9 protein-coding genes are annotated in these 11,958 nt (G+C 71.0%); 3 read left to right on the forward strand and 6 right to left on the reverse strand.

Annotated features, from left to right (window positions below; translation table 11 throughout):
• Positions 1 to 133 precede the first annotated feature (133 nt).
• Complete coding sequence (gene pepE, locus ACFXPL_RS08755; RefSeq protein WP_384914735.1) at positions 134 to 865, forward strand: dipeptidase PepE; 732 nt, start codon at positions 134 to 136, stop codon at positions 863 to 865.
• A gap of 86 nt (positions 866 to 951) precedes the next feature.
• Here pepE and ACFXPL_RS08760 read toward each other — a convergent pair whose 3' ends face one another.
• The 6 genes from ACFXPL_RS08760 to ACFXPL_RS08785 form a co-directional block, all read right to left on the reverse strand.
• The gene (locus ACFXPL_RS08760; RefSeq protein ID WP_384914738.1) at positions 952 to 1,371 is read right to left on the reverse strand and encodes a fibronectin type III domain-containing protein; all 420 of its coding nucleotides are present in this window, start codon (positions 1,369 to 1,371) and stop codon (positions 952 to 954) included.
• Positions 1,372 to 1,538: 167 nt separating this feature from the next.
• Positions 1,539 to 1,700, reverse strand: a complete 162-nt coding sequence (locus tag ACFXPL_RS08765) for a hypothetical protein (RefSeq protein ID WP_384914742.1) — start codon at positions 1,698 to 1,700, stop codon at positions 1,539 to 1,541.
• Between the two features lie 233 nt (positions 1,701 to 1,933).
• Positions 1,934 to 3,892 carry a glycoside hydrolase family 127 protein gene (locus ACFXPL_RS08770; protein WP_384914744.1) on the reverse strand — a complete coding sequence of 653 codons (1,959 nt, stop codon included), beginning with the start codon at positions 3,890 to 3,892 and terminating at the stop codon, positions 1,934 to 1,936.
• A gap of 82 nt (positions 3,893 to 3,974) precedes the next feature.
• Positions 3,975 to 4,796 carry a carbohydrate ABC transporter permease gene (locus tag ACFXPL_RS08775; protein ID WP_384915012.1) on the reverse strand — a complete coding sequence of 274 codons (822 nt, stop codon included), beginning with the start codon at positions 4,794 to 4,796 and terminating at the stop codon, positions 3,975 to 3,977.
• Positions 4,797 to 4,837: 41 nt separating this feature from the next.
• On the reverse strand, positions 4,838 to 5,824 hold the full coding sequence (locus ACFXPL_RS08780) for a carbohydrate ABC transporter permease (RefSeq protein ID WP_384914747.1): 987 nt from the start codon (positions 5,822 to 5,824) through the stop codon (positions 4,838 to 4,840).
• Positions 5,825 to 6,082: 258 nt separating this feature from the next.
• Positions 6,083 to 7,396: an ABC transporter substrate-binding protein gene (locus ACFXPL_RS08785; protein ID WP_384914750.1), complete on the reverse strand. Its 1,314-nt coding sequence runs from the start codon at positions 7,394 to 7,396 to the stop codon at positions 6,083 to 6,085.
• Between the two features lie 223 nt (positions 7,397 to 7,619).
• On the opposite strand from ACFXPL_RS08785, the gene ACFXPL_RS08790 reads away from it, so the two are divergent.
• Together ACFXPL_RS08790 and ACFXPL_RS08795 are read left to right on the forward strand one after the other, a co-directional pair.
• The gene (locus tag ACFXPL_RS08790) at positions 7,620 to 8,648 is read left to right on the forward strand and encodes a LacI family DNA-binding transcriptional regulator (protein WP_384914753.1); all 1,029 of its coding nucleotides are present in this window, start codon (positions 7,620 to 7,622) and stop codon (positions 8,646 to 8,648) included.
• 445 nt (positions 8,649 to 9,093) lie between these two features.
• Positions 9,094 to 11,958, forward strand: a 2,865-nt coding sequence (locus tag ACFXPL_RS08795) for a discoidin domain-containing protein (RefSeq protein WP_384915015.1), incomplete at its 3' end; no start/stop codon positions are given.

An 11,958-nucleotide genomic window follows, 5' to 3' on the forward strand; every position in this document is an offset into this window, starting at 1 on the left:
AGCGGGCCGGGCAGGCGGTCGAAGGGCTCGCTCCGAAGGGGCCGTTCGGTCCCGCCCTTCACGAATCACCGGACTACCGAGTCATCGGACTACCGAGTCACCGGACTACCGAATCACCGTCAGAAAGGCCCTCATGCGACTGCTGCTGCTCTCGAACTCCACCGCCCCCGGACGCGGTTACCTGGACCACGCGCGGGAGGAGATCGCCGCCGTACTCGACGGGGCGCGCCACCTGGTCTTCGTGCCGTACGCCCTGGCCGACCGGGACGGCTACACCGCGCAGGTGGCCGAGGCCCTCGCGCCCCTGGGGGTGGAGGTGACCGGCGCCCACACCGCGCCGGACCCGGCCGAGTTGATCCGGGGAGCGCAGGCGGTGTTCGTCGGCGGCGGCAACAGCTTCCGGCTGCTCAAGGCGCTGCACGAGCACGGCATGGTGCGGGCGATCCGGGAGCGGGTCACCGCCGGCGCGGTCTACATGGGGTCGAGCGCGGGCACCAACATGGCCTGCCCCACACTGCGTACCACCAATGACATGCCGATCGTCCAGCCGCCGTCGTTCGAGGCGCTGGGCCTGCTGCCGTTCCAGATCAACCCGCACTACCTGGACGCCCGGCCGGACACCGCCCACATGGGCGAGACCCGGGCGCAGCGGCTGGAGCAGTTCCTGGAGGAGAACGACGTTCCGGTGGTGGGCCTGCGCGAGGGGACGTGGCTGCGCAGGGAGGCGGACCGGCTGACGCTGGGCGGAATCGACGCGGGCGGCGTCGTCCTCCGGCGCGGCGCCCGGCCGTCGGAGATCGCCCCGGGCCACGATCTGAGCGCCCTGCTGCGGGAGGAGCCGCGCTTCGACACAACGGCGTCCTGACCGCGGACGCGGCCCGGAGGCCGGGCCGCGTCCGCGCGGCCACCACGTCGCGGCGGGGCGGCCGCGCGGCCGGTGGGTCTACCTCGTCACGTGGTGGTGATGGTGAGGATCGCCGAACTGGTGTGCTGGTGAGCCGCGTTCTCTGCGGCGAGCCGGAAATAGAACGTCCGGCCCGCGGCCAGGCGGAACGTGAACGAGTCGCCGGTCAGCAGCGGCCCCGAGGCCCGGATGAAGCACGGCCCGTCGGCGGTCGTGGGCCCGGCGCAGCTCACCTCGCGGTAGCCGGTCGTCACCGTGTCGGCCGGGTCCTTCGGATTCCATCGGACGGTCGCCTGCTGGGCGATCGCGTCATAGCTGTACGTCAGACCGGTCGGCGCCGGTGGCAACGCGACGCGAGTGATACCGGTCGGCGCCGCCACCGCCGGAACCGCGGTCGCTCCCCCCGCCGCCGCCAGCGCGACGGCCACCGTCACCGCGCGGCAGGCTGTCCTCATGCGGTCTCGCATGTCCCCTCCAAGGTATCGATCGAGTCGAACGGCGGAACGGTACGGGCTCGGTCCGCCGACCGGATGGCGGGCAGCGGTCGGAGGGATGACCGGCAGCCGAAGTCCTGTCGCGGCAGGCGCGGTTCAGTCCGCCGACAGCCTGGTGTCGGGTACCCGCAAGGCGGCGCTCACGAAGGCGGTGGGGCCGACGGCGGCGGCAGGGAGAAGAGGACGGAGAGGAACGCGGCGGCGCCCACCGTGCCGCCGTTGGAGCGGATGACGTTCACGGTGGGTCGGACGATCTTCTGCAGATCCGTCACGGCGCTGTCGATCTCCGGCAGTGCCGGCATCGCCGGTCGGGCCTCGCGCGCCCTGGCCAGGATGCCGGGGTCGGCCTGCCCGTGCGGAGGGACCTCGGCGCCGGTACGACGTCGCGGGCGCGGGGCCTCTTGACGCCACCTGTCCCGGCTGGATACCCACGAACGCCGGGCTTCCGGATCCATGAGGACGCCCCGTCCAACTCGCATCGCACATACGGCAGATGGCGCGTCGCGGTCGTGCCGGGCACCGTCACGCGAGGCGGTCATGGGTTCGTGGTCGGCAGCCACACCCGCATGGTCGAGGGACCGCGGTTCGCCCAGGAGTGGTAGGGGACCAGGACGATCCCCCCGCGGTCGGCGGCCCGTGGGGCGGCGGGGGCGTCGAGCGGCCGGTACGGCCAGGCCCCGTCGCGCTGTGTCCCGTGTGCGGTGATGTCTCCGGCGACCACGACGGCGCCGCCCGCACCACCCGGTCCGCCCGGCGCGTCCTCCGGTTCCGCGGTCGGGTCGACCCGTATCGCGTCGACGTCGTGGCCGTCCGGCAGGTCCACGGATTCGGCGCAGTACACCAGCGGTCCGCGCTGGACGGCCACCGTGCCGCGCGCCGCGTCGACGCGTGGATCGGCACGGATCCACCGCGCCCGTACGGGCAGTTCGAGCCGAATCTCGTCGCCGGGCCGGAAGTCGCGGGTGATCTCCGCGGTGCCCGGGGCGACGGCACGGCGGCCTCCGTCCGGCTCGGTCAGCCAGGTGGTGGCGTCCGCCGCCCAGGCGGGGACGCGCAGGGACAGGGTCCACGGGTGGTCCGGCGACCGGTCGACGCGTACCACCACACTGCCGCCCGACGGATAGTCGGTGCGCACCCGCAGGGCCACGCCGTGGCCCCCGGTGAGGGTCGTGGCGATCTCCGCGTCGGCGTACTGGTGCAGTTGGATGCCCCGGTCGTCCGCCGTCGCGACATGGGCGGGCAGCTGGGCCAGGGTCCGCGCCACGTTGGTCGGGCAGCAGGACACCGCGAACCAGGGCGCGCGCAGGCCCGATTCGGCGCGCGGACTCATGGCGTCCGGGTCGGGCGGGGCGCCCCGGTGGCGCCGGTGCAGGGTGTTGGCGTAGAAGAAGGACCGGCCGTCCTCCGCCGGGGAGGTGGCGACCACGTTGAACAGGGTCCGCTCGGCCAGGTCGGCGTAGCGCGGCTCCCCGGTGGCCAGCAGCAGCCGCCAGCTGAGCATGACCGAGGCGACACCGGCGCAGGTCTCCGCGTAGGCGCGGTCCGGCGGGAGGACGAAGTCGTCGCCGAAGGACTCGTCCCGGTGGTGTGCGCCCATTCCGCCGGTCAGATAGGTGCGCCGGGCGACGGTGGTCCCCCACTGCCGTACGACCGCGGCGAGCAGGGCGTCGTCCCCGGTTTCCACGGCCACGTCGACGGCGCCCGCCGCGAGGTAGAGGGCGCGGACGGCGTGGCCGCGCAGCACCGCGGCCTCCCGTACGGGCACGTCGTCCTGGTGGTAGACGCGGCCGAACTCGCCGTCGGGGAGCGTGCCGTGGCCGCGCCGGTCGACGAAGAGCGCGGCCTGGTCGAGGTAGCGCCGCTCCCCGGTCAGCCTGGCCAGCTCCACCAGGGCCGTCTCGATCTGCGGGTGCCCGCAGACCGCCTCGACGCCGCCGGGGCCGAAGGTGGCGCACACGTGGTCGGCGGCGCGCAGGGCCACCTTCGTCAGCTCGCCCTCGCCGCGGGTCCGTGCCTGGGCGATGCCCGCCTGGATCAAGTGCCCGTAGCAGTACAGCTCGTGGCCCCATGGGAGGTCGCTGTAGCGGGGTTGCTGTCCGGGGCGGCCGAAGGCGGTGTTCAGATAGCCGTCCGGTTCCTGGGCTGACGCGATGGCCTCGGTGAGTGCGGCGGTCTCCGCGTCGAACGTCGTACCGGCGCCGGTACCGGCCTGCCAGGCCATGGCTTCGAGGAGCTTGTACAGCTCGGAGTCGGCGAACTCCCGGCCCCGCCGGTCCCGGTGGACCCGCCCCTCGGCCGCCGCCCGGAAGTTGCCGGTCCACCCGGCGCGTTCCATCCAGTCGAGGCAGTGCCCGAGCGTGGCGGTCTCGTTGGTGTGCCGCCGCCGGGCCCAGAACCCGCCGGTGATCCTGACCTCGTCGAGACCGAGCGGTCGCAGCCGGCCGCGGGTCGGCGCCACCGGCAGGACAGCCGGCCGTGCCGTGTTCTCCTTCACGAGTCCATGCCTTCGGTTCGTCCCTTCGGTCGTGGTGTGTACGGCGCCGCTCGCACCTGGGTGTACGGCGTCCGGGGAGACGTCAGCCCTTGAGCGCGCCGGACATGAAGCCCCGTATGTAGTGCCGTTGGAGCAGCAGGAACAGCAGGAGGCAGGGCACGGCGAGGACCACCACGCCCGCCTCCGTGGCACCGTAGTCGACGGCGCCCATGCTCTGCTGCCGCAGGTTCGCGACGGCCAGCGGCAGCGGTGCCTTCGCACTGTCCGAGATGAGGATCAGCGGGGCGATGAAGTCGTTCCAGGCGGCGAGGAAGGCGAAGAGACCGACGGTGATCAGCCCCGGCCGCACCGCCGGGAGGAGGACGCGGCGCAGCGCGCCCGCCGTGCCGCAGCCGTCGACGAGCGCGGACTCCTCCAGTTCGCGGGGCACCGCCTCGAAGGAGATCCGCATCATGAAGGTGGCGAACGGCAGTTGGAACATGGCCAGCACCAGGCTGAGCCCGATCAGTGAGTTCTGGAGATGGAGTCTGCCGAGCAGGACGTAGAGCGGGATGAGGAGTGTGGCGTAGGGGACCATGAGGATGGCCAGGGTGAGCAGGAACAGCGGGTTCTTGCCGGGGAAGTCGAAGCGGGCGAAGGCGTAGCCGCCCAGCAGGGACACCCCCAGGGTCAGGGCGACGGTCAGCGCGGAGACGACGGTGCTGTTGATGAGGTACCGCCACAGGCCCGCGTCGTACTCCAGCAGTGTGCGGTAGTTGCCGAGGCCGTGGCCGGACTCCTGCGCGGTGCCGGGTTGTCCGCTCACGGACGCCCAGGCGTTCCACAGCAGCGGAAAGAGGAAGATGACGGCCAGGCCTCCGGCGACGACGTAGTAGGGCGTACGGCCCAGGGCGCGGGTCAGCACCGTGGTCTCCCCTCCCTTGAAGTGCGCGACGAGGTGCGGGCTCATGATGTGTCGGCGTGGCGCAGACCGCGGAACTGAAGGGCGTTGAGCAGGAGCAGCACGGCCAGCACGATGATCGAGAGGGCCGCCGCGGTACCGAGGTTCAGCCGCTGGAACGCTTCGCGGTAGATCAACTGGACCACGGTGACGGTGCTGTTGTCCGGTCCGCCCTTGGTGAGGATGAAGAACTGGTCGAAGGCGAGCAGCGATCCGGTCACACACAGCAGCAGGGTCAGGGCGAGGGACGGTCGCAGCAGCGGCAGTGTGATGGCGCGGAAGATCTGGCCGCGGCCGGCACCGTCCATCCGTGCCGCCTCGAACACCTCCTGGGAGATGCGCTGGAGGCCGACGAGGAGGATCAGCATGTAGAAGCCCGCGAACTTCCAGACGATGAGGAACACCGTCGACAGCAGGGCCGAGGTCGGTGTGGAGAGGAAGGAGACCGGGTCGTCGACGAGGCCGAGCGTTTCCAGCAGGTGGCCGAGTGGGCCGGTGGTGGGGCTGTACAGCCCCCAGAACAGCAGCGAGGCGGAGGCCAGTCCGAGGACGCTGGGCAGGAAGTAGACCGCACGGAAGAAGCCCGCGCCGGGCCGGGCTTCCTGTACGAGCAGGGCGAGGAGGAGCGCCAGCCCGAGGAGTACGACCGTGACGATCACGGTGTAGAGGAGGGTGAAGCGGACCGCGGGCCAGAACAGGGTGGTGCCGGTGGCGTCGGTGTAGTTCTCGGGGGCGTTGATGCCCCGGTCCCCGGCGAGGAGCGGCCAGTCGCTGAGCGACATCTGCCCGACGAGCAGCAGCGGCAGCAGGAAGAAGACCGCGACGAACACGGCCGTGGGAGCCGCGTAGGCAAGGCCCTTCATGGTGCGGGACCGCCACCGGGGCGCGGCCGTGCGGGACGGGCCCACCCGTCGGCCGGTCCGCCGGCCCGCCCGTCCCACGGGCCGGGCCCGGTCGTCGGCCGCCGCTGGCTCGGCCGCCTTCAGATGCATGGCTCTCCTCTGCCGTGTGCCGTGCGTCGTGTGCCGAGCGCCGTCTGCCGTGTGCCGTGTGCCGAACGCCGTGTGCCGTGCGGGGTGCGTCGTGTGCCGTGCGGGGTGTGCCGAGCGCCGTCTGCCGTGTGCCGAACGCCGTGTGCCGTCCGGGGTGCGTCGTGTGCCGTGTGCCGTCCGGGGTGCGTCGTGTGCCGTGTGCCGTGCGGGGTGCGTCGTGTGCCGTGGGAGGGGCGGGTGACGGAGCCGGGTGGCCGCTCAGTCGGTCAGCGACGCGGTGACCGCCTTGTTGTCCTGGTCGACGGACGACCCGTCGCCGAAGACGGCATGGCGCATCAGGGTCAGCCAGGGCCCGTTGGGGTCGTTGAAGGTCTGGCCGAACTTCGGCGCGTACGGGGTCCGCCCTTCCGCGACGAGCTTGTTGATCGTCACCAGCCGCGGGTCCGCGTCGGAGTGCTTGTTGGACGCGAGATCGGTGCGCGCCACGACGTCCTTGTGCGCGGCGACCACGTCGACCTGCGCCGTGTCGCCCAGTGACCAGGCGAGGAAGTTCCATGCCTGGTCGGCCGAGCCACTGGTGGCGGAGACGCCGATGGCGTCACCGCCGACGAAGGTGGACGCGCCGCCGTCGGGCCCGGGGATGGGCGCGACGCCGAGGTCGAGGTCCTGAGGCATCAGCCCCAGGGTGGTCGAGGGCATGGGCATGACTCCGACCTGCCCCTTCGGGAAGAGCCCCGTCCAGGTGGTGCCGGTCTCCTCACGTGCGCCGGGGGCCACGATGCCGTCCTTCACCCAGCCGCGGTAGGTCTCGTAGACCTTCTTCGCCGCGTCGGAGGCGAGGGATGCCTCGGTTCCCTCCTTGTTCAGCACCTCCTCCCCCGCGGCCCAGATCGACGGCCACCAGGTGAAGACACCGCAACCGCCGCAGTTGCCGCCGAAGAAGGTGCCGTTGACGCCGCCGCCGAGCGCGTCCACGGCCCGCGCCTGACGGTCCCACTCGCTCAGGCTGGTGGGCGGGGTGTCGGGGTCGAGCCCGGCCCGCCGGTAGAGCTCCTTGTTGTAGAAGAGCACCGAGAGGTCGAGGGTGTGCGGCACGACGTACTTCCTGTCCTCGTACGTGCCGGCCCTGATGTGCGACTGGGCCAGGTGCCCGGCGAAGGGCAGGGCGTCGATGCGTGCGGTGAGGTCGGCGAACAACCCGCTGGAGGTGTAGTTGGGGACGAACACCACGTCGGAGGCGAACAGGTCGGGGAGGTCCCGGGATCCGGCGGCGGCACCGACCTTGGCCTGGTAGTCGTCGGTGGGGACGACGGTCAGCTCGATCTTGTTCCTGTGGCTCGCGTTGTACGCCTTGACCAGGCCCTCGCTCTGCGGCCGGGTCGCCGCACGCGTCCACATCGTCAGGGTGGTGCCGTCGTCGGCGCCCTTGGCGTCCGCCGTTCCGCCTCCCGCGCCGTCCGGGCCATCACCCCCGGAGCCGCAGGCCGTGAGCAGGCTCGCGGCGGCCAGCAGAGCGGCAGCGCGGATGACGAGACGGTGTATACGTCCAGATGGTCCGGTCGTGCTTCTCATGTCGATCCCCCTCGGGTTGCGGCGGGCCGAACGAAAAGGCTTTCAGAAAGCTAGGACTCGGCTCGGTGCCCGTCAATCCCCTTGCGGGGAAAGGACGTAGTGCTTCGCCGAAACCTCTGGAGGCAGCATGGGCGCACCTCGACCGAAACTTCTCGCGTACGGTTTTACGTGCGACGTGCCGCCTCGACGGTCCCGGCACGCGACGCGAGACAGGAGAACACCCATGGCACAGGCCACCAACCCCTCCCGTTCGCGGCCCGCCACGCTCAGCGATGTCGCCCGGCTGGCGGGCGTGTCCGTGGCCACCGCGTCGAAGGCCCTCAACGGCCGCAGCCAGGTGCGCGCGGAGACACGCCGGCGGGTGATCGACGCGGCCGAGCGTCTGTCGTTCCGGCCCAACCAGCTGGCGCGCGGCCTGCTGGCCGGACGCACGGGCACCGTCGGTCTGCTCACCAGTGACCTGGAGGGCCGGTTCAGCATCCCGATCCTCATGGGGGCCGAGGACGCCTTCGGGGCGGGCGAGGTCTCCGTGTTCCTCTGTGACGCCCGTGGTGACGCGATCCGCGAGCAGCACCATGTACGCGCGCTGCTCGGCCGCCGGGTCGACGGGCTGATCGTGGTGGGCAGCCGGACCGACCCGCGTCCGTCCCTGGGCCGCGAGTTGCCCGTCCCCGTCGTCTACGCGTACGCGCCGTCGGATGATCCGGCGGATCTGTCCATCGTCCCCGACGGCGTGGGCGGCGGCCGGATCGCGGTCGGCCACCTGCTCGCCTGCGGACGTACCCGGATCGCGCACATCACCGGCGACCCCGGGTACCTCGCCGCGCAGGAGCGGGCCGAGGGCGCCCTGGCCGCGCTCGCCGACGCCGGCCTCGCCCCGGTCGGGGAGCCACGGTTCGGGGTGTGGTCGGAGGGCTGGGGGCGGGCGGCCACCGCGATGCTGCTCGACCAGCACCCGGACGTGGACGCCGTCCTGTGCGGCAGCGACCAGATCGCCCGGGGCGTCATGGACGTCCTGCGCGAGCGCGGCCACCGGGTGCCGGAGGACGTGGCGGTCATGGGCTTCGACAACTGGCAGGTCCTGACGTCCGCCTCCCGCCCCCCGCTGACCAGCGTCGACATGAACCTCGAACAGGTCGGGCGGGCCGCCGCGCAGGCCCTGTTCGGCGCGATCGCCGGAGCGCGGCGCTCGGGCACCGAGACCCTGCCCTGCCGGGTGGTGATCAGGGGGTCCACGGCGCCGTTGTCCTGAAAGCGACGCCCGGTGCCGCCGGGCCCCGGGCGTTCCCCTTGACACCTCAAGATCCCGGACCTACGTTGCGAAAACCTTTCAGGTCGTTTCGGTACGTCGTTCCAGCAGGTCGTTCCGGTACGTCGTTCAGCAGTTCGTTCCGGTACGTCGTTCCAGTACGTCACGGAGACGCGGCGAAGCCCTCCCCCTGTCCGACCCCTTTCCCCGCCCTCCGGCGCTTCCACGTGTGGCTTTTGTCAGGAGCACTACACGGCCGGCGGTGAGAACGCCGGCGCCGTCGCGAGCAGACGCTCGCTGCCAACTGGATGGGGAGCATCCGATGAGAAAACGACGGACGGAGCCCCCGGGAGGGGGCGTCTCCAACGCTCCGACCCTCTTCGCGCCACCCGGCGCCGGCCGGGCCGGGCGCAGGCACGGCGGGCATCCGGGACCGACAGGCCCCGTCCTGAAACGCCTGGTCGTCGCCCTGCTGCTCCTCGCCTGTTCCGTCCTCGCCGTGCCCCCGGCCCACGCCGACCAGACCATCGGGTTCCCCACCTTCGGCGGACCCGCGATCCCGGCCGCGCCCGTCGCCTACACCCCGGGCGACATGATGCGGACCATGTACGACGCGGAGAGCTCGGGGACCGACTTCTGGATGGACCGGCTGCTGGCCCGCTCCGGCAACGACCCGTCCGGCCCCTGGCTGATGAGCCGTGGCCGCGCGCTCTTCATGAAGACGCACGACCCCGCGGTGCTCGGCTTCGGCGGCCACGTCGCCTACTGGGAGAGCGTCAACGACAACAACGCCTACACCGTCGCGATCAGCCCGGGCACCTTCACGGAGCAGGTCTCGCAACGCCGGCAGGTGCCCAGCCACTGGAAGAGCGTGCACACCAGCGGCTCGATCGCGGTCACCCAGACCAAGTTCATCACCGACAACAACGTCGCCGTGACCAACCTGTCGATCAAGAACAACGGCACCGGCTCCACCACGCTGCAGTTACGGGCCACCTCTCCGTACGCCACCACGGGCAGCGGCGGCGAGCTGACCGGGCAGGTCAACGCCTACAACAACCTCACGACCATCCGCCCCCGGCTCACCGGTGACGGCTTCACCGCCACCGGCGGCGGGCTGGGCCGGTCCGTGACGGTCGCGGCCGGGGCCACGGTGACCGCCAAGGTCGTGATGGGCTTCGTCACCGACGAGATCCCCGCATCGCTCACCGAGTACAACGCCTACGCGGGCTATTCGAGCACGACCGCGTTCGCCACCCACGTCAAGGCCTACAACCTGTGGTGGGCTCAGAACGTGCCCTACATCGACGTCCCCGAACCCGCGATCAAGAAGAACATCTACTACCGCTGGTGGCTGATGCGCTTCAACAACCTCGACGCCGACATCCCCGGGCAGACCTTCCAGTTCCCGACGTCCACCGAAGGCGTCCTCGGTTACAACAACGCGATCGCCCTCACCCAGCCCATGCACATCGACGACCTCAAGTACCTGCGCGACCCGTCCTACGCGTACGGGGACTGGCTCAGCGTCGGCCAGATCTCCAAGGGCGGCCGGTTCCTCGACAACCCCGGTGACCCGGAGAACTGGTCCAACAGCTACACCCAGTACATCGCCGAGGCCGCGTGGAAGAGCTACCAGATCCACGGCGGCCAGCCCGGCGTCGCCGCCAACCTCGCCCACTACGCGGAGGGCGACGTCAAGGGTCAGCTCGCCCAGTACGACCACGACAACAACAAGCTCATCGAATACGACTGGGGCGCACTGACCGGCAACGACGCCGACGCCGTCTCCTTCCACTGGAAGCCCGGCAACATGGACCGCGCCGAGTCCGCCTACCAGTACAGCGGCGCGCTCGCCGCGGCCCAGGCGTACGAGGCGATCGGCAACACGGCCAAGGCCACCGAGATGCGCACGCTCGCGACGCAGATCAAGAACGCCATCGTCAACGTGCTCTGGAACCCGAACCGGCAATTGTTCGAGCACCGGCTGAAGTCGACCGACGAATGGGTGCCCTGGAAGGAGATCAACAACTACTACCCGTTCTCGGTCGGAGCCGTCCCCGACACCGCCACCTACAAGCAGGCCCTGCGCCTGTTCAACGACCCCGCCCAATACCCCGTCTTCCCCTTCTACACGGCCAACCAGGCCGACAAGAAGGCGGCGGCCGACGCCGGTAACCCGGGCTCCAACAACTTCTCCACCATCAACTCCACCGTGCAGTTCCGCCTCTACTCCTCGGTGCTGCGCAACTACCCCAACTCCTGGATGAACGCGACCGACTACAAGAAGCTCCTCTACTGGAACACCTGGGCGCAGTACGTCGGCGGCAACACCCAGTGGCCGGACGCCAACGAGTTCTGGGCCGACTGGAACGGCAGCGCCGTCAACTACCGCTCCTGGATCCACCACAACATCCTCGGCAGCAGCAACTGGACCGTGATCGAGGACGTCGCGGGACTGCGCCCCCGCAATGACGCGAAGGTCGAGCTCTCCCCGATCAACATCGGGTGGAGCCACTTCACCGTCAACAACCTCCGCTACCGCAACGCCGATCTGTCCATCGTGTGGGACGACCCGGCCGACGGGGTGCAGCGTTACCCCGGCGTCCCGGAGGGCTACTCGATCTACGTCAACGGGACTCGCGCCGCCACCGTCAGCTCGCTGACGCCCTTCACCTGGGACCCGGCCACCGGCGACGTCACCACGAGCGGCACGGTCACCTACCGCACGGCCGTCACCGGTCTGCGGGCCCCGAACCAGGTCGTGCAGAACAGCCCCCGGATGGTCGACATGCTCGCCAAGGCCGGCGTCGACCTGACAGCCGACCTGCCCAACCTCGCCGCCGGTGCGACGGTGTCCGTCTCCCACACCGGATCCGGCAGCAGCGCCTCCGGCGCCGTCGACGGGTACCCCACCAACGAGCCGTTCTGGGGCTCCGGCGGGTCCCCCAACAGTCAGGACTGGTACGAGCTGAACTTCGGCTCGGCCCGCACGCTCGACGAGGTACGGCTGTACTTCAAGGACAGCCGCCCGGCGAGCGCCACCTACCGGGCGCCATCCGCGTACACCGTCCAGTACTACAACGGCAGTTCCTGGGTGAACGTACCCGGCCAGACCAGAAGTCCGGAGGCGCCGCGGGCCAACTACAACCTGGTGCGGTTCCCTGCGATCAGCGCCCAGCGCGTACGGATCCTGGCCACCCACGCCTCCGGGGCGAAGACGGGGCTCACCGAGGTCAAGGTCCACAACCGGGGCGGGGGGCGGGGGCGCGGCGCCCGCCCCCCCCCCCCCCCCCCCCCACCCCCCACCCCC

Source organism: Streptomyces sp. NPDC059092 (assembly GCF_042756365.1).
In the GTDB taxonomy this organism is placed as follows: domain Bacteria; phylum Actinomycetota; class Actinomycetes; order Streptomycetales; family Streptomycetaceae; genus Streptomyces.

Excerpts from the sequence above, each read along its gene's own strand:
- pepE (WP_384914735.1), top strand. The coding sequence starts at position 134 with ATGCGACTGCTGCTGCTCTCGAACTCCACCGCCCCCGGACGCGGTTAC.
- ACFXPL_RS08760 (WP_384914738.1), bottom strand. The coding sequence starts at position 1,371 with ATGCGAGACCGCATGAGGACAGCCTGCCGCGCGGTGACGGTGGCCGTC.
- ACFXPL_RS08765 (WP_384914742.1), bottom strand. The coding sequence starts at position 1,700 with ATGCCGGCACTGCCGGAGATCGACAGCGCCGTGACGGATCTGCAGAAG.
- ACFXPL_RS08780 (WP_384914747.1), bottom strand. The coding sequence starts at position 5,824 with ATGCATCTGAAGGCGGCCGAGCCAGCGGCGGCCGACGACCGGGCCCGG.
- ACFXPL_RS08785 (WP_384914750.1), bottom strand. The coding sequence starts at position 7,396 with ATGAGAAGCACGACCGGACCATCTGGACGTATACACCGTCTCGTCATC.
- ACFXPL_RS08790 (WP_384914753.1), top strand. The coding sequence starts at position 7,620 with ATGGCACAGGCCACCAACCCCTCCCGTTCGCGGCCCGCCACGCTCAGC.